This window comes from Bradyrhizobium sp. U531 (assembly GCF_051710265.1).
In the GTDB taxonomy this organism is placed as follows: Bacteria; Pseudomonadota; Alphaproteobacteria; order Rhizobiales; family Xanthobacteraceae; genus Bradyrhizobium.
This window is the reverse complement of the sequence record NZ_JASVEN010000002.1, coordinates 897,052-917,171: the sequence shown is the minus strand read 5'-3', so window position 1 is coordinate 917,171 and position 20,120 is coordinate 897,052. Positions and strand designations below refer to the sequence as shown.

The 20,120-nt window shown below is 65.7% G+C and carries 19 protein-coding genes; 7 read left to right on the top strand and 12 right to left on the bottom strand.

Annotated elements, in window-relative coordinates; translation table 11 throughout:
* Positions 1-120 precede the first annotated feature (120 nt).
* Positions 121-1,119 (bottom strand): cobaltochelatase subunit CobS, encoded by a 999-nt coding sequence (gene cobS, locus QRQ56_RS16160; RefSeq protein WP_438741429.1) that lies wholly within the window; start codon positions 1,117-1,119, stop codon positions 121-123.
* Positions 1,120-1,412: 293 nt separating this feature from the next.
* Here cobS and QRQ56_RS16155 point away from each other — a divergent pair, with 293 nt between their 5' ends.
* The gene (locus tag QRQ56_RS16155; RefSeq protein ID WP_438741428.1) at positions 1,413-2,069 is read left to right on the top strand and encodes a DedA family protein; all 657 of its coding nucleotides are present in this window, start codon (positions 1,413-1,415) and stop codon (positions 2,067-2,069) included.
* Between the two features lie 188 nt (positions 2,070-2,257).
* Here QRQ56_RS16155 and QRQ56_RS16150 read toward each other — a convergent pair whose 3' ends face one another.
* Entirely contained in the window at positions 2,258-3,478 is a 1,221-nt protein-coding gene (locus QRQ56_RS16150; RefSeq protein ID WP_438741427.1) for a citrate/2-methylcitrate synthase, read from the bottom strand.
* 83 nt (positions 3,479-3,561) lie between these two features.
* Between QRQ56_RS16150 and QRQ56_RS16145 the strand changes: the two genes are divergently transcribed.
* Complete coding sequence (locus QRQ56_RS16145) at positions 3,562-4,653, top strand: citrate synthase/methylcitrate synthase (protein WP_438741426.1); 1,092 nt, start codon at positions 3,562-3,564, stop codon at positions 4,651-4,653.
* A 184-nt stretch (positions 4,654-4,837) separates the two neighbouring features.
* Here QRQ56_RS16145 and QRQ56_RS16140 read toward each other — a convergent pair whose 3' ends face one another.
* On the bottom strand, positions 4,838-5,470 hold the full coding sequence (locus QRQ56_RS16140; protein ID WP_438741425.1) for a J domain-containing protein: 633 nt from the start codon (positions 5,468-5,470) through the stop codon (positions 4,838-4,840).
* 106 nt (positions 5,471-5,576) lie between these two features.
* Between QRQ56_RS16140 and QRQ56_RS16135 the strand changes: the two genes are divergently transcribed.
* On the top strand, positions 5,577-5,852 hold the full coding sequence (locus tag QRQ56_RS16135; protein WP_438741424.1) for a BolA family protein: 276 nt from the start codon (positions 5,577-5,579) through the stop codon (positions 5,850-5,852).
* A gap of 118 nt (positions 5,853-5,970) precedes the next feature.
* On the opposite strand, the gene QRQ56_RS16130 is transcribed toward QRQ56_RS16135, so the two are convergent.
* From QRQ56_RS16130 to QRQ56_RS16120, 3 genes are read right to left on the bottom strand one after another with little or no spacing between them, the layout of a single operon-like run.
* Entirely contained in the window at positions 5,971-7,275 is a 1,305-nt protein-coding gene (locus QRQ56_RS16130) for an HlyC/CorC family transporter (protein ID WP_438741422.1), read from the bottom strand.
* Between the two features lie 22 nt (positions 7,276-7,297).
* The gene (gene aroB, locus QRQ56_RS16125) at positions 7,298-8,446 is read right to left on the bottom strand and encodes a 3-dehydroquinate synthase (protein WP_438741421.1); all 1,149 of its coding nucleotides are present in this window, start codon (positions 8,444-8,446) and stop codon (positions 7,298-7,300) included.
* The gene (locus QRQ56_RS16120) at positions 8,443-9,066 is read right to left on the bottom strand and encodes a shikimate kinase (RefSeq protein ID WP_438741419.1); all 624 of its coding nucleotides are present in this window, start codon (positions 9,064-9,066) and stop codon (positions 8,443-8,445) included. The genes aroB and QRQ56_RS16120 overlap by 4 nt, the downstream gene beginning before the upstream one ends.
* Positions 9,067-9,287: 221 nt before the next feature.
* Between QRQ56_RS16120 and QRQ56_RS16115 the strand changes: the two genes are divergently transcribed.
* The 4 genes from QRQ56_RS16115 to QRQ56_RS16100 all read left to right on the top strand — a co-directional run bounded on the left by QRQ56_RS16115 (position 9,288) and on the right by QRQ56_RS16100 (position 13,705).
* Positions 9,288-9,434 carry a histidine kinase gene (locus tag QRQ56_RS16115; protein WP_438741418.1) on the top strand — a complete coding sequence of 49 codons (147 nt, stop codon included), beginning with the start codon at positions 9,288-9,290 and terminating at the stop codon, positions 9,432-9,434.
* Positions 9,435-9,451: 17 nt separating this feature from the next.
* Positions 9,452-10,411 (top strand): site-specific tyrosine recombinase XerD, encoded by a 960-nt coding sequence (gene xerD / locus QRQ56_RS16110; protein ID WP_438741417.1) that lies wholly within the window; start codon positions 9,452-9,454, stop codon positions 10,409-10,411.
* Between the two features lie 316 nt (positions 10,412-10,727).
* Entirely contained in the window at positions 10,728-11,690 is a 963-nt protein-coding gene (locus QRQ56_RS16105; protein ID WP_438741416.1) for an acetyl-CoA carboxylase carboxyltransferase subunit alpha, read from the top strand.
* A gap of 506 nt (positions 11,691-12,196) precedes the next feature.
* Positions 12,197-13,705 carry a L,D-transpeptidase family protein gene (locus QRQ56_RS16100; RefSeq protein ID WP_438741415.1) on the top strand — a complete coding sequence of 503 codons (1,509 nt, stop codon included), beginning with the start codon at positions 12,197-12,199 and terminating at the stop codon, positions 13,703-13,705.
* Between the two features lie 249 nt (positions 13,706-13,954).
* Here QRQ56_RS16100 and QRQ56_RS16095 read toward each other — a convergent pair whose 3' ends face one another.
* Genes QRQ56_RS16095 through QRQ56_RS16070 form a run of 6 tightly spaced genes read right to left on the bottom strand, consistent with a single transcriptional unit; the run spans position 13,955 to position 20,092 of the window.
* Positions 13,955-14,650: a branched-chain amino acid ABC transporter ATP-binding protein gene (locus tag QRQ56_RS16095; RefSeq protein WP_438741414.1), complete on the bottom strand. Its 696-nt coding sequence runs from the start codon at positions 14,648-14,650 to the stop codon at positions 13,955-13,957.
* Complete coding sequence (locus QRQ56_RS16090) at positions 14,643-15,374, bottom strand: ABC transporter ATP-binding protein (protein ID WP_438741413.1); 732 nt, start codon at positions 15,372-15,374, stop codon at positions 14,643-14,645. Before QRQ56_RS16090 ends, QRQ56_RS16095 begins: the two co-directional genes overlap by 8 nt.
* Positions 15,364-16,455, bottom strand: a complete 1,092-nt coding sequence (locus tag QRQ56_RS16085) for a branched-chain amino acid ABC transporter permease (protein ID WP_438741412.1) — start codon at positions 16,453-16,455, stop codon at positions 15,364-15,366. Before QRQ56_RS16085 ends, QRQ56_RS16090 begins: the two co-directional genes overlap by 11 nt.
* A gap of 6 nt (positions 16,456-16,461) precedes the next feature.
* Positions 16,462-17,679 carry a substrate-binding protein gene (locus QRQ56_RS16080; RefSeq protein WP_438741411.1) on the bottom strand — a complete coding sequence of 406 codons (1,218 nt, stop codon included), beginning with the start codon at positions 17,677-17,679 and terminating at the stop codon, positions 16,462-16,464.
* A 4-nt stretch (positions 17,680-17,683) separates the two neighbouring features.
* Positions 17,684-18,541 carry a branched-chain amino acid ABC transporter permease gene (locus QRQ56_RS16075; RefSeq protein ID WP_438741410.1) on the bottom strand — a complete coding sequence of 286 codons (858 nt, stop codon included), beginning with the start codon at positions 18,539-18,541 and terminating at the stop codon, positions 17,684-17,686.
* A gap of 36 nt (positions 18,542-18,577) precedes the next feature.
* Entirely contained in the window at positions 18,578-20,092 is a 1,515-nt protein-coding gene (locus QRQ56_RS16070; RefSeq protein ID WP_438741409.1) for an amidase, read from the bottom strand.
* Positions 20,093-20,120: the final 28 nt, after the last annotated feature.

Genomic DNA, 20,120 nt, shown 5'->3' with positions numbered 1-20,120 from the left:
CGGAAACGAGGACCCATAGCCACCGGCCGTCGTTGGGTCAGGAAACTATCAGCGTCGCTTCAATCGAGACATCACGCGGTATGGGTCCCGGCGTTCGCCGGGACGACATCATGCGCGAGATCAGGACAGCGCCACGTTGACCGCCGATTCCGGCAGCTCGGCGTTGAAGCAGCGCTGGTAGAACTCGGCGACCAGGGGACGCTCGAGCTCGTCGCACTTGTTGAGGAAGGTGACGCGGAAGGCGAAGCCGATATCGCCGAAGATGTCAGCGTTCTCAGCCCAGGTGATCACCGTGCGCGGGCTCATCACCGTCGACAGATCGCCGTTGGCGAAGGCGTTGCGGGTGAGGTCGGCAAGGCGCACCATCTTGTTGACGATGTCGCGGCCTTCCTGCGTGCGATAGTGCTTGGCCTTGGCCAGCACGATCTCGACTTCCTCGTCATGGCTGAGATAGTTCAGCGTCGTGACGATCGACCAGCGGTCCATCTGGCCCTGGTTGATCTGCTGGGTGCCGTGATAGAGGCCGGACGTATCGCCGAGGCCGACCGTGTTGGCGGTCGAGAACAGGCGGAACGCCGGGTGCGGCTTGATCACCTTGTTCTGGTCGAGCAGCGTCAGGCGGCCGGAGAGCTCCAGCACGCGCTGGATCACGAACATCACGTCGGGGCGGCCGGCGTCGTATTCGTCGAACACCAGCGCGATGTTGTGCTGCAGCGCCCAGGGCAGGATGCCGTCACGGAACTCGGTGACCTGCTTGCCGTCGCGGACCACGATCGAGTCCTTGCCGACGAGGTCGATACGGCTGATGTGGCTGTCGAGGTTGACGCGCACGCAAGGCCAGTTCAGGCGGGCGGCGACCTGCTCGATATGGGTGGATTTGCCGGTGCCGTGATAGCCGGTCACCATCACGCGGCGGTTGCGGGCGAAGCCGGCGAGAATGGCAAGCGTGGTGGCACGGTCGAAGCGGTAGTCGGAATCGACTTCGGGCACATGAGGATCGACTTCGGAATAGGCCGGCACTTCGAGATCGGTGTCGATCCCGAACACCTGGCGCACCGACACCTTCATGTCGGGCAGACCGGAAACTTCCTCAACTTTGGACATGGCGGCGGTCGTCATCAATCCTCCGAGGTCCCGGGCGGTCCCGAAACCGGTTATTCGCACGTTGGCTGCGGCTGGGTGCTGAAAATCAACCTATCAGAGACAAGTGGCCGGCAGAAGCCCGCCCCTCAATCAAAGTTCCGTTGTCTTTTCATTTAGATAGGCAAGGAACGCAGTTTTTGGAGGGCTGCCTTGCGAATCACGCCCAAATTCGGGCTGATCGCGGGTGCTGCTCCGCAAATGGCACTTTGGCCGCACGACGTTACTTATGTAGGGTCGCAAGCCCAATGCTCCAGCCCGCCAGAGACGACGTGACGTCCTTTCTCGATCCCCTCATATCCTTCGTTTCCGCCCATCCGTGGCTGGCCTATCTGACCCTGTTCCTGGCGGCGCTGCTCGAAGCGGTCCCGGTGGTGGGGTCGGTGATCCCCGGCTCGACCATCATCCTGGCGCTGAGCGCGCTGGTTCCGGGCGGCGAGCTGAAGCTGCCATGGGTGCTGCTCGCCGCCGCGCTCGGCGCCGTGCTGGGCGACGGCTCGGCCTACTGGATCGGGCACCGGCAGCAGCGCAAGATCCTCGACACATGGCCGCTGACCAATTATCCGCGCGTGGTCGCCGAGAGCGAGAGCTTCTTCCACCGCTTCGGCACCTGGGCCGTGTTCTTCGCCCGTTTCGTCCCGCCGATCCGCGCCTTCGTGCCGGTCACGGCCGGAGCGCTCGCCATGCCGCCCGCGAAGTTCTACGCGGTGAACATCCCGGCGATCCTGGTCTGGGCGCCGGCCCATGTGCTGCCGGGCGTGCTGGCGGTGTCGGCACTGCACGAATATGCCGGACTGCATCATCACGGCCATGTCGGCAAGCACATCTGGATGCTGACCGTGGTGGGCGTTGCGGTCGCCGGAGGCCTCGCGGTGTGGCTCTATCGCCGGCGGAATGGTGCGGTCGCAGAGGCGAAGCCGCGAGCGTAAGCGGCGCCTCACCCACCGCTGTCGTCCCTGCGAACGCAGGGACCCATTACCACAGGGAGCAGTTTGGCGAAGATTCGTCGTGAAGAAGTCTTGCCGCGGGACTCTCACCGCCTGCAATCGATGGATCACGCGGTATGGGTCCCTGCGTTCGCAGGGACGACGGTGGAGAATGCCGCGCTCACAGGGGCCTAACCAGCCGCCCCCACCCTTTTCCCCGGCGCCGGACCCACATATCTCGCCCTCGGCCTGATCAGTTTCCCGAACTGCAACTGCTCGCTGGCATGGGCGATCCAGCCGACGCTGCGGGCCATCGCGAACAGCGCGAGCTCGCTGCCTGCGGGCAGGCGCAGCGCGTGCACGAGCACGGCGAGCGCATAATCGATGTTGACGAACTCGCCGGTGGCTTCCGCGATCCGCTCCGGCACCTCGCGCGTGAATTTTCGCGGCGCGCCGGCGCGTAAGAGCGCGTTCAGCAGCGACTGCGCACGGGGATCGCCGCGCTTGTAGACGCCATGGCCGAAGCCGGCAAAACGCTCGCCGAGCGCGACGCGCTCGCGCACAACAGGCGCGACATCGCGATCGATCAACGTCTTCACGAGTTGCGAGGCCAGAACGCTGGCGCCGCCGTGCTTCGGTCCCTTCAACGAGGCAAGACCTGCGATCACGGCGTCGTAGAGGTTCAGGCCGGTCGAGGCCGCGCAGCGGGCGGTGAAGGTCGAGGCGTTCAGCTCGTGGTCGGCCAGCAGGACGAGCGCGCGGCGGATCAGATCTGGCGCGTGCTTGTTGTCCGATGCCCAGGCGTTTGCGATCTGCCGATGCAGCGGCTCGGCCGAGGGTTCGGCATTGAGCATGGTCGCGACCAGCAGGCGGACGATGCGTCCGCCGACCATGGCGCGGCCGTCGGGCGCGCGCGTGAACGCCCGGGGATCGACGCTCGCCGCCAGTGCAAGCACCGCGATGGCGCGGTCGATCGGCGCGGCGCGGCGCGCGGCCTCTGCGATCGCGCGCATCTCGTCGGAGAGCGTCGGCTGATTGTCCGGATCAAAGGGATCGACGTCGGAGACGTCCCAGAGCAGCGTCGCGGTGTGCTCCAGCGTGTCGTTCTCGGCGAGATCGACGCAATTGACGCCGCGATAGATCGCGCCCTCCTCGGTGATGGTCGAGATCTCCGTGTCCATCACGGGCAGGTCGGCATCGAAGCTGCGCAAGCCGCGCGGCTCCGGCGATGGCACGCGGCGCTCCTTCAGCGCCCGGACGTCCTCGGCCCGGTAGCGGTTCTTCCGCGAATCCGGCGTCGGCTCGGAGCGGATCAAACCACGGCTGACATAGGCATAGAGGGTGGCCGGCGAGATCGCGAGCTCGGCGGCGGCTTCCCGGGCAGAGAGGTAGAGACCCTCGGAATTATTCATATTGATTTATGTAATCAAGATTGATCAATCTGTCGAGAGGCCCGACCTTTCCACCCGTGCAGTGCAACAAGGGAGATTGGGCCATGAATATCCACCTCACCAAGAGCCAGATCGGGCTGGACGGCGTTCCCGCGGCCGAGACGGTGCTGAGCCATGTCGACGGCGAGCGCGGCGAGCTGATCATCGCCGGCGAGCATGTCGGACGCCTCGCCGCGATCTCGAGCTTCGAGGGCGTCACCGCCCGGCTCTGGAACGGCGCCAGCAAGACCGTCCTCACCGAAGCCAATGTGCGCTCACACCTCGGCATCGCGCGCGAGCGCGCCTTCGCGCGCCTGCCGGACCTGCTGCCGGCGACGCGCGGCATGGGCGTCATCGACGGGTTTCGCGCGGCGGTCGCAGGCCTTCGCGCCGAGCCCGGGCTCGAGCACGAAGCGACGATCGTCGGCGCGTTTCCTGTGATCGCCGGCGCATTGGTCCGGCGCGCCAAGGGGCTGGAGCCGGTCGCCCCCGATCCCGATGTCAGCCATGCGACCGATACGCTGCGCATGCTGCACGGGCGCGCGCCGGCGCCGCGCGAGGTCACCGCGCTCGATGCCTATCTCGTCACCGCCAGCGACCACGGCATGAATGCCTCGACCTTCACCGCGCGCGTGGTGGCCTCGACGCAGGCCGATCTGTTCGCCGCTGTCACCGCGGGCTATTGCGCGCTCACGGGCCCGCTGCATGGCGGCGCGCCCGAGCCGGTGCTGGAAATGCTCGATGCGATCGGCACGCGCGAGCGCATCCAGCCGTGGGTGGATGCGGCGTTGGCCCGCGGCGAGCGCATGATGGGTTTTGGTCACCGCGTCTATCGCGTGCGCGATCCGCGCGCCGACGTGCTCAAGACCGCGGTCGAGGCATTGGCATCGAACGGCACCGATCTGCCGTTTGCCGGCGAGGTCGAGGCGTATATTCGCGCCGCCTTGCGCAAGAAGAATCCGGAACGGCCGCTGGAGACGAACGTCGAGTTCTTCACCGCGATCCTGCTCGATGCGCTGGCGATCCCGCGCCAGGCCTTCACGCCGATCTTCGCGGTGGCACGCAGCGCGGGCTGGACCGCCCACGCGCGCGAGCAGCAGCGGACCGGACGGTTGATCAGGCCGAGTTCGTCATATGTCGGGGCGATGCCGGAGTGATGCGCGTTCTTCCCCTCTCCCCTTGTGGGAGAGGGTGGCTCGCCGCGCAACGGCGAGATGGGTGAGGGGTCTCTATCCGCGTGCAAATCGTTTGCGATGAGTTCGCTGACGCAACCCCTCATCCGGCGCTTCGCGCCACCTTCTCCCACAGGGGGGAGAAGGGAAGAAAAGGTGAGAGAGACTCTTACGCCTCCCGCACCACCGTCTTCAGATAATTATACGCCTTGATGATCTCGATCAGGCGATCCTCGGTCGAGCGGTCGCCGCCATTGGCGTCGGGGTGGTGCTGCTTGACCAGCGCCTTGTACTTGGACTTGACGTCGGCGAGCGTGGCGCTGGGGCCGAGGCCCATGACCTGCAGCGCCTTGCGCTCGGCGTTCATGATCTTGCGCGTCTCGGCCTTGGGCTCGGCCTCGGGACCCTTGCGCCAGCCGGTGCGCCCGTTGATCTCGGCAAACATGTTGAGCGGATCGGATGCCATGTCGATCTCGGCTTCCGCGCCCTTCTTGCCGCCATTGGCGCCCATCTTCCAGGTCGGGCGGTGGCCGGTCAGCGCGTCCTTCTGGTAGCGCGCGACGGCGTCGGCATTCATGCCGGAGAAGAAATTGTAGTTCTGGTTGTACTCGCGCACGTGGTCGAGGCAGAAGTGCCAATACTCGCGCTGGTTATCGCGGCCCTTGGGCGCGCGGTGCGCGCCCTTGTTCTGGCATCCGGCCCACTCGCAGCCGACCGCGGTATCGCGCGGCTTCACTTCCGGCTGCTTGCCCCGCGGCTTCACGCGGATGGAGTCGAAGAACTTTGATGAATCGATCGGCATGGCTGACTTTGACTACGCAATGCAAAAACCTTCAAGTCTTGACATTGCAATTCGCCGCAAACCCGGCAATTAACGGGGCCTGATCCCTGCACCCGAATGGCACAACATGGCTATGCGCGACACTATCAGCAACAAGTTGCAGGAAGCTTTCACGCCGGAAAGCCTGCAAGTCGTCGACGAGTCACATTTGCATGAGGGCCATGCCGGCCATCGGCCGGGCGGAGAGACGCACTTCCGCGTTTATATCGTGTCTGATGCCTTCAAAGGGAAGAGCCGGGTCGACCGCCACCGCATGATAAATGCGGCCTTGGCCGCGGAACTCGCCGACCGCGTGCACGCGCTGGCGATCCAGGCCAAGGCGCCGGGGGAAGCTGGAACGTAAAACTCCGCTGTCATGCCCCGCGAAGGCGGGGCATCCAGTACGCAGCGGCAGTTGCGATTGAACCGAGGCGCCGGCGATTACTGGATCGCCCGCCTGCGCGGGCGATGACACCGAGGGTCTAAAACGACGTCCCCGCCCGTCTCGGCTTGGGTTCGTCCACCTCCGCCTCGCGCGGCACCGGTGAAATACGGAGCGCGGTGATGCGGTTGCGTTCGCGGCGCAGGACGCGGAAGCGGAAGCCGTGGAAGGTGAAGCTCTGGCCGCGATCGGGGATCGAGCGCGCCTCGTGAATGACGAGGCCGGCGACCGTGGTTGCCTCTTCATCGGGCAGATGCCAGTCCATGGCGCGGTTGAGGTCGCGGATCGGCACCGAGCCGTCGACCACGACCGAACCGTCAGGCTGGGCGCGCACGCCGGCGACCACGACATCGTGCTCGTCGGAGATGTCGCCGACGATCTCCTCCAGAATGTCTTCCAGCGTCACCAGGCCTTCGACTTCGCCATACTCGTCGACGACCAGCGCGAAATGGGTTTTGCGGCGGCGGAAGGCCTTGAGCTGCTCGGCAAGCGGCCGCATCTCCGGCACGAACCAGGGCGGCAGCGCGATGGTGGAGACGTCGATGCGGGACGTGTCGCCGTCCGAAGCGCGGATCGCGCGCAAGAGATCCTTGGCGTGGAGCACGCCGATGATGTTTTCCGGCTTCTCGCGCCACAGCGGGATGCGGGTGTATTCGGTCGCCAGCACCTCGCGCACCAGATCGTCCGGAGGCATGTCGGCATTGATCATCATCATCTCGGTGCGATGGATCATGACGTCGGAGACCTGGAGCTCGCGCAAATCCAGCAGGCCGCCGAGCATGTCGCGGTCCTGCTTCTCGACCTTGCCCTCGTGATGCAAGAGGTCGACCGCGCCGCGCAGGCGCTCGGTCGGCGACAGGATCGCCTGGTGCTCGCCGGCGAGACCGAACAGCCGCATCAACAGGCGCACGATGACCTCGACGATGCGCAGCAGCGGCCCCAGCACGTACATGGTCAGCCGCATCGGGCGCGCGACCGCGAGCGCGACGCGATCGGGCGCATTGATCGCGATGGTCTTGGGCAACACCTCGGCGAAGATCACGACCAGCGCTGTCATCACGCCGGTCGCATAGAGCACGCCGACATCGCCGAACCAGGCCGTGAAGATGGCGGTCGCGATCGCCGAGGAGCCGATATTGGCGATGTTGTTGCCGAGCAGCAGCGCCCCGATCAGGCGCTCGCGCATGTCCAGCAGATCCGAGACGACATCGGCGTCGCGGTTACCCTGCTTCGAGAGGCGCAGCATGCTGGCGCGCGAGGCGCCGGTCAGCGCTGTCTCGCTCGCGGCGAAGAACGCCGAGACCAGGAGGCAGAGAACGACGATGGTGAAGCCGAGCCAGTCCATGCACCACTCGAATTTTGCGAAGTCACGCCTTCTGCGCGAGCTTTTCCTTGAGGAAGTCGCGCACCGGGGCCGGATCGACGTCCTTTGCGATCACCGCACGCCCGACGGCTTCCAGCAGGATGAAGGTGAGCTTGCCGCGCTGGACCTTCTTGTCCTGCGCCATCAGCGCCATCAAGGCGTCGGCGTCGCTGAGCCCCTCCTGCGCGAAGCCCGCGATGTCCTGCAGACGCGTCGGCAGGCCTGCTTCGATCAGGTGCCGTTCGACGCGGGCCGCATCGGCGGCGCTGATCATGCCGAGCTTCGCCGAGAACTGTGCCGCCAGCGTCATGCCGATCGCAACGCCTTCGCCGTGGAACAGCCGGTCGGAGAAACCGGTCGCGGCCTCCAGCGCGTGACCGAAGGTGTGGCCGAGATTGAGCAGCGCGCGCTCGCCGGTCTCGCGCTCGTCGCGCGAGACCACGCCGGCCTTGGCGCGGCAGGAGGTCGCGACCGCGTGCTCGCGCGCCGAGCCGCCCCTTGAGATGTCCGCATGGTTCTTCTCCAGCCAGGTGAAGAAGGCCTCGTCGCCGAGCACGCCGTATTTGGCAACCTCGGCATAGCCGGCGCGGAACTGGCGCGGCGACAGCGTGTCGAGCACGGCGGTGTCGGCGATGACGAGCACCGGCTGGTGGAAGGCGCCGAGCAGATTCTTGCCCTGCGGCGAGTTGATGCCGGTCTTGCCGCCGACGCTGGAATCGACCTGCGCCAGCAGCGAGGTCGGCACCTGCACGAAATCGACGCCGCGGCGCAGGATCGCCGCCGCAAAGCCGGCGAGATCGCCGACCACGCCGCCGCCGAGCGCGATGACGAGATCGTTGCGCTCGACCTTGGCGGCGATCAGGGCCTCGCTGACCTTTTCCAGGCCGGCATAGGTCTTGGAGATCTCGCCTTCCTCGACCACGACGCGCGAGGTCGGGATGCCGGCTGCTGCGAGCGAGGCCTCGGCCGGCTCGAGCCAGTGCTTCGCCACAGTCCGGTCGGTCACGATGGCGGTGCGCACGCCCGGCCGTAACGCTGCGACGCGTTCGCCGAGCGAGGCCAGCACGCCGCGGCCGATGACGATGTCATAGGCGCGATTCTCGAGCGCGACCTCGACGGTGACGGGATCGGAGGGTTTCAACGGCGCAGTCATCTTAACGCACTCGCAACGTCGGCAGGTGGTGGGGCGGTCTCGCTGCCGCAGAGATGGGCATGCAGCGCCGCGATGCATTCCTCGACGATCCTGTCGTGCGGCACGTCGCGCGAGGCGATGGTGAGGTCGGCATGGCCATAGACCGGCTCGCGCTCGGTGAGGAGACGTCTGACGGTCCCCTCGGGATCGACGGTCTGGAGCAGCGGGCGGTCGGCGCGGCGGCGGACGCGGCGCATGATGACGTCGTGGTCCGCCCGAAGCCAGATCGACACGGCTTTCGCGGCGATGCGCGCGCGGGTCTCCTCGCGCATGAAGGCACCGCCGCCGGTCGCCAGCACCACCGGCCCGCTGTCGAGCAGCCGCGCGATCACCCGCGCCTCGCCGTCGCGGAAATACGGCTCGCCGTGGCGCTCGAAGATCTCCGGAATGCTCATCTGGGCGGAGGTCTCGATCTCGGTGTCGGCATCGACGAAGGGCAGCTTGAGCCGGGCGGCCATGCGACGGCCGATGGTGGACTTGCCTACTCCCATCATACCGACGAGCACGATCGCGCGCGCGCCGAGCGCCGACAGGATGTCGGCCTCGGGCGAAGCGGGTATCGGCAACGCGGCGTCGGACATGTCTCGCTCGATCGGATCTCTCTCGATTTGCCGCCAAAAGGCGGCAGGCTGAGGCCACCTATACGACCCCGAGGGGGCCCTCGCCAGAGGGCTCTTGCCACGAAACGGCGAACATGTTGGATGATTTCATTGGTTAATTTGCCCGCCAAGGACCTGACCGAGAAGCGCTTGACCCAAAAGTGCCTGACCGGAAAAGTCCCTTCAGCCGAGACCCTGCAACGATGCCCAGCCTGTTCCGCTTCCTGACGGTCGTCGCCGTGATCGCCGGCATCGTCTATGGCGTGGTCTTCGCCCTGGCCAATTTCGTCAGTCCCAAATCGCGGGAAATGACGGTGACGATTCCGCCTGACAGATTTCTCAAGAAATAGGAGCTAGCTTCCAGGGCATGCGCAGTAAGCCCTCAGACGCCAAGCTCACCGGCCTGTTCCTCGACATGCTCGCGGCGGAACAGGGCGCTGGACCCAACACGCTCGACGCCTATCGCCGCGACCTCACCGATTTCTCGGAATTCCTGGGCCGCGGCGGCCACAGCTTCGCGGACGCGGAGACGCAGACGCTGCGCGACTATCTCGCCGATCTCGACAGCCGCGGCTTCAAATCCACCAGCGTGGCGCGGCGGCTGTCGGCGATGCGGCATCTCTATCGCTTCCTGCTGAACGAGCGCATCCGAGCCGAGGATCCCGCCGCGATCCTGTCCGGACCCAAGCGCGGCCGCGGCCTGCCGAAGGTGCTGTCGATATCAGATGTCGACCGCATGCTCCGCCGCGCCAAGGAATTGAGCGAGGCGGAGGATGCCTCGCCGTCGAAGCGGCTGCGCTCTCTCAGGCTCTATTGCCTGCTCGAGGTGCTCTACGCCACGGGCCTGCGCGTCTCCGAGCTGGTGGCGCTGCCGCGCTCGGCGGCCAAGCGCGATGCGCGCATGATCGTGGTGCGCGGCAAGGGCAACAAGGAGCGCCTTGTGCCGCTCAACGAGGCCTCGCGCCAGGCGATGGCGGATTATCTCGCGGCGACGGAAGCTTCGAGGACCGAGAAGAAGAAAGACAGCCTCGCCGCCTCGAAATGGCTGTTCCCCTCGTTCGGCGAGAGCGGACATCTGACGCGGCAGCATTTTGCCCGCGACCTCAAGGAGCTCGCAGTCGCCTCGGGCCTGCAGGCCCGGCTGGTCTCACCGCACGTGCTGCGCCACGCCTTTGCCAGCCACCTCCTGCACAATGGTGCCGATCTGCGCATCGTGCAGACCCTGCTCGGCCACACCGACATCTCCACGACCCAGATCTACACCCATGTGGTCGAGGAGCGGCTGAAGAGCCTGGTGCGCGACCTGCACCCGCTGGCGGAGAAATAGGAAGGTCTCGTGCCCCGGACGCAGCGCGGCACGTAGTGATGCGCTGCAGAGCCGGGGCCCACCGCTTGCTGGGTCCCGGCTCTGCGCAGGAGCGCTAAAGAGGCGCTGCTGCGCGTCCGGGACACGAGAGCTCGGCCGGGACGACAACCGAAACCGCCTTGACTTCGGCCACATCTCCGCAGAAAGAGCCGGGGCCCTCATGACTGATTTGGCTGATGGCCCCAGGTCCACAAGCCAACCCGTTGAAGAAGCTACACTTCTTTCCGAGACCCCGACCTCGCTTCGCTCTCTCGCCCCGTCCCCCTATATTGAGTTGATGCAAGACCAGATGCGCAGCTATCTCGACTTCGAAAAGCCCGTCGCCGAGCTCGACTCCAAGGTCGACGAATTGCGCGCGCTCGCCGCCTCCGGCACCGACATCTCCGACGAGATCGGGCGGATCGAGGACAAGGCGGCACAGGCGCTGGCCGACCTCTATAACAACCTGACGCCGTGGCAGAAGACGCTGGTGGCGCGGCATCCGCAGCGGCCGCATTTCAACGACTTCATCAAGGGCCTGATCACCGATTTCACCCCGCTCGCCGGCGACCGCAAGTTCGGCGAGGACGAGGCGCTGGTCGCCGGCTTCGGCCGCTTCCGCGGCGAGGCCATCTGCGTGATGGGCCAGGAAAAGGGCGATTCCACCGAGAGCCGCATCAAGCACAATTTCGGCATGGCGCGGCCCGAGGGCTATCGCAAATGCGTGCGGCTGATGGAGATGGCCGAGCGGTTCGGCCTGCCGGTGCTGTCGCTCGCGGATTCCGCCGGCGCCTATCCCGGCATCGGCGCCGAGGAGCGGGGACAAGCCGAGGCGATCGCGCGCTCGACCGATGCCTGCATGGCGTTGACCGTGCCGAACGTTGCGATCATCACCGGCGAGGGCATGTCGGGCGGCGCCATCGCCATCACCACCGCCAACAAGGTGCTGATGCTGGAGCACGCGATCTACAGCGTGATCTCGCCGGAGGCGGCGTCCTCGATCCTCTGGCGCGACGGCACCAAGGCGCAGGAAGCCGCCAACAACATGAAGATCACCGCCCAGGACATGCTCCGCTTCGGGGTGATCGACAGCATTTTGAAGGAGCCGGTCGGCGGCGCCCACCGCGACCCCGCCGCCATGATCGCCACCACCGGGGACGCCATCGCCAAGGCCTTCGACGAGCTGAAGGGCCTGGATGGGGACGCCATCCGCAAGCAGCGCCGGCAGAAATTCCTCGATATCGGCCGGAAACTGGGCTGATTAGGGGTTTCTCCCTGTCCCGGACGCGGTGCGGCACGAAGTAACGCTCCGCAGAGCCGGGACCCGTCTCGCGAACTGGGCCCCGGCTCTGCGTCGCACCGCTGACGCGCTGCGCCGCGTCCGGGGCACGAGAGACCGCCTCAAAGCCCCCGGTAACCCCGCATTAACCCTTTTTTTGCCCAAATCAGCGATCTCAGTCCCTATGGGCCCAAAAAGCCCAAGTAAGGCCCAAAGTCGCGTCCATTCAGTCTTCGTTGACCATGCCAATGGGGCAACGGGCTCGTGATCCCCGCTCGGGTTGCGACCACATGACCCAGAGGTTAGAATTTTAATCAATGGCTTCAGGGCATAAGCGCTGGAGCGTGGTCTGAAATCCCGTCAGGACGGGGTATCCGTTCAGGCACGCTCTGAAGAATTGGGGTTCGCGCTTCAAAGCCCGGCACGGTGTGGGGTCCATCTTGATTTCTCGTTCGCTTGCTCGCGCGCTTTTGGCTTCGGTTGCTCTGATGGCGGCCGGCGTTGTGCTGTCCGGGTGCGACACCGACCAGGTCTCGCTCGCGACCAATGCCAAGGCCAACCAGCCGGTGCCGCCGAAGCTGCTCGCCGCGATGGTCGAGAAGGACATGGATCTGCAATCGCCGATCCTGGTCCGCCTGTTCAAGCAGGAGGCCGAGCTCGAGGTCTGGAAGCAGGCGCGCAACGGCCAGTTCGCGCTGCTCAAGACCTATCCGATCTGCCGCTGGTCGGGCGACCTCGGACCGAAGGTACGCGAAGGCGATCGCCAGGCGCCGGAAGGATTCTACTCGATCAATCCGAGCCAGATGAATCCGCAGTCGGCCTATTACCTCTCCTTCAACACCGGCTATCCCAATGCGTTCGACAAGGCGCTCGGCCGCACCGGCTCGCAGCTGATGGTGCACGGCGATTGCTCGTCGCGCGGCTGCTACGCCATGACGGACGAGCAGATCGCCGAGATCTATTCGCTCGGGCGCGAATCCTTCTTCGGCGGCCAGAAGGCGTTCCAGCTGCAGGCCTATCCGTTCAAGATGACGCCGGTGAACATGGCCAAGCACCGGAACAATCCGAACATGCCGTTCTGGAAGATGATCAAGGAAGGCTATGATCATTTCGAGGTGACGCGGCAGGAGCCGAAGGTCGATTTCTGCGAGAAGAAGTACGTCTTCGACGCGACCCGCACGCCCGACGCGAAGCGCGATCCCGTGTTCGACGCCTCCGCCAAGTGCCCGGCCTATGTGATCCCCGAGGACGTCGTCGCCGCCGTGCGGGGCAAGCAAGCCCGGGACGAGGCGGAATACGCCAAGCTGGTCGCCAAGGGCACGCCTGTGGCGCGCATGAACACCGGCATCGATGGCGGCATGAACAAGATCTTCGCCGCGAAGATTCCGGAAGGCTCGACCGGCCTGTCGGAGGGCGCCGAGGGCACCACGCTGCAGATGCTGGCCATGGCGAAGGCCCCCGGCACGATCCCCGGTCACGTCAATCCGCCCAAGCCCAATCTCGACAGCGTGGCGTCCGCGCCTGCGCCGCAGGAAGAGCCTGTCGTCGCCGTCAGCGCGCCCACAAGCAGCGCACGCGTCGCCTCGGCTCAGCCTGCCGAGAAATCCGGCTTCTTCTCCAATCTCGGCCGCAAGATGGGCATGGGCTCGTCCGAGACGACTTCGACCAACCCGCCGCCGCAAGCCACCGCGTCCGTCGCGCCGGCCGCAACCACCACCACGACGCCGCCGACCGCCGCATCGAGGCTGAAGGCCGCCGTGACCCGCTTCGTGCCGGGACATGACAAGCCGAAGGAAGCCGCGAAGGACGCGCCGAAGCCGGCCGTTGCCGCCGCCAAGCCCGCCGAGGCGGCAAAGCCCGACACCCGCCTCGCTCAGACACGTCCCGCACTGAAGCCGTCGGTGAACGATGGTGCAGGCGAAGCGACCCAGATCATGGGCGCCGCGCCGGTGGTGTCGTCGAACTCGTTCGACAGCCGGTTTGGGGCGGTGAAGTAGGCGGGCGACTTTCGCTCCCATTCGACACTCAGCTGTCATCGCCCGCCTGGTGCGCAATTGCGCACAGGAGCGGGCGATCCAGTATTCCAGAGACGTTTGTGATTGAACCGCGAAGCCGCGGCGTACTGGATGCCCCGCTTTCGCGGAGCATGACAGCGCGTAGCCCGGATGAGCGCAGCGATATCCGGGACTTCCGTTGCCGGCCATCCCCGCATGTCGCTTCGCTCATGCGGGCTACGGCGGCGGAGGTTACGGCGCCAGATACCGCATCAGCTCCGGATTGCCGCGCACGTCGCCCGCCTGCCCCTGCAGCGCGACGCGGCCGCGGTCCAGCACGTAGGCGTAGTCGGCGACGCGCAGCGCGAGGTCGAGGTGCTGCTCGACGATGATGACGGCGATGGTCTTGGCGAGCTCGATCAGGCGCTCGGTGATCTCCTCGATCACGCCGATCCAGACACCCTCTGTCGGCTCGTCCAGCAGCAGCAGTTTTGGATCGCCCAGCATGGCGCGGCCGATGGCGAGCATCTTGCGCTCGCCGCCGGAGAGCGTGCCGGCGGGCTGGTCGAGGCGCTGGCCAAGCTTGGGAAAGATCGCCAGCACGCGATCAATCGCTGAGGCATCCTTGTTCGCGAGCGAGCCGACCGCGAGATTGTCGCGCACCGACAGGCGCGCGAACACCGAATGCTCCTGCGGCACGTAGCCGATGCCGGCGCGGACGCGCTCCTGGGTGGCGCGGCGGCTGATGTCGCGGCCGTCGAAGGCGACCTCGCCCTTCCACGCCGGCAGCTCGCCGACGATGGTCTTCATCAGCGTGGTCTTGCCGGCGCCGTTGCGCCCGAGCACGGCGACACCGCCACGCCAGGGGATGCCGAGGCTGACGTCGAACAGGACCTGGCTGCGGCCATAGCCGGCGTCGAGATGCTTGATGTCCAGAAATTCAGGCACGGCGCAAATAGATCTCCTGAACGGATGTGTTGGCCTGGATCTCCGCCACGGTGCCGGAGGCCAGCACCTTGCCCTGGTCGAGCACCGTGAGGCGGTCGCAGATGTCGCGGATGAAATCGAGGTCGTGCTCGACGATGACGAGCGAGCAATGCTGCTTGATCGGCTGCAGCAATTCGCCGGTGACGCGGCGCTCCTCCAGGCTCATGCCGCCGGTCGGCTCGTCGAGCAGCAGCAGCTTCGGCTTGCCCGCGAGCGCCATCGCGATCTCCAGCCATTGCTGCTGGCCGTGAGACAGCGCAGCCGCGGCCTCAAAGGCCCGGTTCGCGAGGCGAAACTGCGTCAGCATGGTCATGACCTGCTCGTGCAGCGCGGCCCGCGTGCGCGAGAATACGAGGTCGATCAGGGAGGACTGCGCCTGCAGCGCGAGCAGGATGTTGTCGTAGAGCGTCAGCGACGGCAGCACGGACGTGATCTGGAATTTCAGGCTCATGCCGGCCCGCGCGCGCTCGGTCGGCGTGAAGGCGGTGATGTCGGCGTTGACGAAGGAGACCTTGCCCGTGGTCGGCACCTCGGCGCCGGCGATGCACTTCATCAGCGTGCTCTTGCCGGAGCCGTTCGGACCGATCAGGCCGTGAAACTCGTTCTCGCGAACGCTGAGGGCCGCGCCGTCGAGCGCGGTCAGCTTGCCGAAGACTTTTCTGATGCCGGCGGCTTCAAGGAGCATTGCGCTTCTCCTTTCGCCTGGCGCCGAAGCTGCCGACCCGTTCCCGCTCGCCGAGAACGAGACTGATCAGGCCGAGTGGCCGGAACAGGATCACGAGCAACAGCAGCAATCCCAGAATGATCGGCCAGATGTCCCGATAATTGTCCGAGAGCCAGAAGCTGACGCCCTCGACGATCACAGTGCCGATGACGGCGCCGATCAGCGTGCCGGAGCCGCCGAACAGCACGTAGAGCACGACCTGCGTCGAGACCACCACGCCGACCATGTTGGGCCAGACGAAGCCCTCGTGGAACGCATAGAGGCTGCCGGCGAGCCCTGCGATGGCGCCGCCGATGGTGAAGATGATCGCTTTCAGATGCTGCGCCTTGTAGCCGAAGAAAGCGATGCGCTGCTCGTTCTCGCGCAGGCCCGCGAGCGCGAGGCCGAATTGCGACCGCACCAGGAAGCGGCAGAGCAGATAGACCACGACGAGAATGCCGAGCACGAGATAATAGAACGACGGCCCTTCCGTGAACTCGTAAGTACCGAGCGACATCGGCGCGATCGAGGGGATGCCGTTCTGGCCGCCGAGATAATACCAGCCGCGCGCGAGACGATCGGCGGCATAGGAGCCGGTGAGCGTGCCGAGCGAGACGAAGATCACGCTGGAGGGATGCCGGCCGAGCAGCAGGAAGCCGCCGAGCAACAGTGCGAAGGTGAGGCCGATCAGCGTGCCCGCCGGGAGCACCAGGAAGATGTTGGTGACGTCGAGGTCGCGCGCGAGCAGCGCGACGCCATAGCCGGCCGAGCCGAAGAACAGCGCTTGGCCGAAGCTCATGATGCCGGCATAGCCCCAGACCAGGTCGAACGACAGTGCGAACAGCGCGAGGATGATCACACGCGTCGCGAACACCGTGAGATAATCCTGCAGCACCAGCGGCGCCAGCAGCGCCGCGACGAGCACGAGCCCCTCCACGATCGGCAGGATCTTTCGGCCCGCGACGGCTTTCGCCGGCGCTCCACTGCTACTCATGACGGCAACCGTCTCCCCGCCCATTTCGGCGGGGATCGCCTGCTTCACTGCGCCCATCGACTTCGGCATTCGCGCTCAGCATTCCTTGGGATCGACCAGACCCTCGCTGCGCGCGACGATCTCGTAATTCCCGGCCTTGGCGACCGCGGTGTACATCTTCATCTTGCAGTGCCGCTTGCCGGGAACCATCTCGGCGGGGCCGCCCGGACCTTCGGCGATCTTGGCATGGTCGAGCGCGGCGGCAACGGACTCGCGGTCGATCTTGCCGGCTTCCTTGACCGCCGCTTCCCACAGCTTGAGGCCGCGATAGGTGCCGGTCGCGGCGCTGCCGGCCGCGAACAGGAAGTTGCCGGGGAAGTCCTTTTCGTAGGCCGCCTGGATCTTGGCGTCGAACGGGTTCTCCTTGGTCAGCACCTTGAAATAGTCGAGGCAGCTGGCGAGCCCCTCGATCTCGGCGGCCTGGTTGATGTTGAGGGTGTTCTCGTCATAGTAGACGCAGGCGAGTCGCCCGCCGTTCTTGAGGAAGCCGGCTTCATAAAGCTGCTTGAAGAACGGCCCGACGCCCGGCGGAATGACGGTGTTGAAGACGACATCGACCTTGTTGGAGACGATGCGGTTGACGGTCGCGGAAAAGTCGACCTGGTCGAGCGGATAATACTCCTCGAACACGACCTCGCCGCCATTCGCCTCGATCACCTTGCGGGCATAGACGTTGAGCGTGTGCGGCCAGACATAATTGGCGCTCGGCAGCGCGAACTTCTTGCCACCGTTCTTGATAAGCCAGGGAATGAACTCGTCGCATTGCTGCGCCGGGGTCGGCCCGGTGCAGAACAGATAGGGCGTGCACTCCTTGCCCTCGTAGAGCTGCGGATAGATGTAGAGCGTCTTGCCGCGCGCCACGATCGGATCCTTGATCGCGTTGCGCATCGAGGAGGTGATGCCGCCGAGCACCATGTCGACCTTGTCGCGCTGGATCAGCTTTCGCACGTTGCCGACGGCGACGGATTCGTTCGACGCGGTGTCCTCGATGTAGAGCTCGAGCGGGCGGCCGAGCAGACCACCGGAATTGTTGATCTCCTTGATCACCATCTTGGCGACATTGGCGTCGGCATTGCCGGCGTAGGCGATCGGGCCGGTGAGGTCGGTGGCGATGCCGACCTTGATCGGGCCTTCGGCCGCGTTGGCCCAGGGCGCCGGGATCACCCAGCTGCCCACGCCGGTCGCAACCGCACCGGAGGCAAAGGCGAAATTCGAGAGGAAGCGGCGCCGTGAAAGCTGAATGCGATCGAACATGTGACTAAACCCCTTTTCCAGCGATGAGGCCCTGCGGGCGGAATTTGATGAAGACAATGGCAAGGACGAAAACGAGCACGTCGGCGACGACGGGCGCCATGATCCACGGCAGCGCCGCGCTCAGCGTGCCGATGACGCCGGCGCCCGCGACCGGCCCGATGAAGGAGCCGACGCCGCCGACCATGACCGCGACGAAGCCCTGGATCAGGAAGCGCAGGCCCAAATCGGCGTAGAGGCTGAACACCGGCACGATCAGCGCGCCGGCAAGCCCGGCGAGCGCGGAGCCGAACGCGAAGGTGGCGCCGTACATCAGCGGCGTGGAGATGCCCGAGGCCCGCGCCAGCGACGGATTCTCCAGCGTGGCGCGCATACGCAGGCCGAAGCTGGTGCGTGACAGCAGGAGATAGCAGCCCGCCATCACCAGGAGCGTGATGACGATGATGGTGAAGCGCCAGGCCGAGATGTGCATGGCGCCGATGTCGATCGAGCCGCCGATCGGCTCGGGCACGGTGAGATAAAAGCCGCCGATCAGCCCACGCACCGATTCGCGAATGATGAGGCCGAGCGCGTAGGTGCCGAGCATGGCGACGATCGGCGCGGCGTAGAAGCGGCGGATGATCAGCGCTTCCAGCACGAAGCCGAGCCCGCCGACCACGAAGGGCGCGGCAATCATCCCGGCCCAGATCGGCATGCCCTTGGCGTAGGCGAGATAGGTGATGTAGGCCCCGAGCAGCACGAACTCGCCCTGCGCGAAGTTGAAGATGCCCATCATGCTGGCGATGATCCCGAGCCCCAGCACGATCAGGACGATGATCGCGCCGAAGCTCAGGATCTCGAAGGCCGCGACGAACGCGTTAGCCATGCTTTTGGGTTCCGTTCGCCTGCGTCAGAGCCGCGCTCACATCTTCTTCCAGTCGCCGATCTGCTCGAAGGCGTGGGCGGCGCGGTAGATGGTGGATTCCTCGAACATGCGGCCGACCAGCATCAGGCCGACCGGCAGGCCGTCGACCATGCCGCAAGGCAGCGACATCGCGGGATGGTGGGTGATATCGAACGGCGCGGTGTTGGAGATCATCTCCAGCGCGCGGGCGACATAGTCCTCGCGGCTGGCATTGGGCTCCGGCAGCTTGGTCGCCTTCATCGGCGTGGTTGGCATCAGCAGCAGGTCGTAATCCCCGAATGCCTTGTCATAGGCCGCGGTCAGGCGCCGCGAGATATTGAGCGCCTTGCCGTAGAAGCGCGGGCCGAAATTGTTGTTGATGTAGGTGCCGAGCAGCATGAACAGCTTTGTGGTCTCGGACAGCGAGTCGGCCTGCCGGCGCCAGCCGCGATGGAAATCCATCAGCGAGGTCGAATAGAGATCGCCGCGGCTGAGGCCGTAGCCGTCGCCGAACATCATGGTCTGGGTCAGGCCCTCGGTGCCGATCGGGGTCCAGATCGCGCCGCCCAGCATGTGCATCGGGATCGACACGGTCTCGACGGTGGCGCCCAAATCCTTGAAGCGCTTTGCCGCCTCGCGCACGCTTTCATTCACCGCGGCCTCGGCGGTCGGCTGCTCGAAGCCTTCCTTGACGATACCGATCTTCATGCCCTTGATGCTCTGCCCGAGCGCCTTGGTGTACTCCTCGACCTTGGGCGACTTGATGCGGGGATCGTAGCCGTCGTCGCCGGCGAGCACTTCGAGCAGCAGCGCGTTGTCGGCGACCGTCGCCGTCATCGGCCCGGTGTGGTCGACATAGATCTCGATCGGCATGATGCCGGTGTAGGGCACGAGGCCCCAGGTCGGCTTCATGCCGTAGATGCCGCAGAACGAGGCCGGCATGCGGATCGAGCCGCCCTGGTCACCGCCGATCGCCATGTCGACCTCGCCGAGCGCAACCACGACACCCGAGCCCGACGACGAGCCGCCGGCCGAATAGCCCATCTTGTGCGGATTATGCACCGGCCCGTAGGAGCCGGTGTGGCTGCCGCCGGACAGGCAGAAATGCTCGCAATGCACCTTGCCCTTGATCTCGGCACCGGCATCCAGCATGCGCGTGACGATGGTGGCGTCGAAATCGGGAACATAGCCTTCCAGCGTCGACGAGCCGTTGGTCATGGGCACGCCGGCCAGCATGATGTTGTCCTTCAGCGCGACGGTCTTGCCCTTGAGCTTGCCGCTGGCGGCACCCTTCACGGTCGACTTGCGATACCAGGCGTTGCGCGGGTTCTCTTCGGCCGAGGGACGGTGGCCGGGCGTGCGCGGATATTTCACCTCGGGCAGCTCGTCCGGCATCGCGGCAACGAGATTGTAGGCCTCGATCGAGCCCTGCATCAGACCGCGGAACGAGGTGACGTCCTCGTCGGTGAGCGAAAGACCGCATTGCTCGGCGACACTGCGAAGCTGGGCTGGCGTGGGAAGGACGACTGTCACGGCGCTCTCCTGAACTTTCTTTTGAACG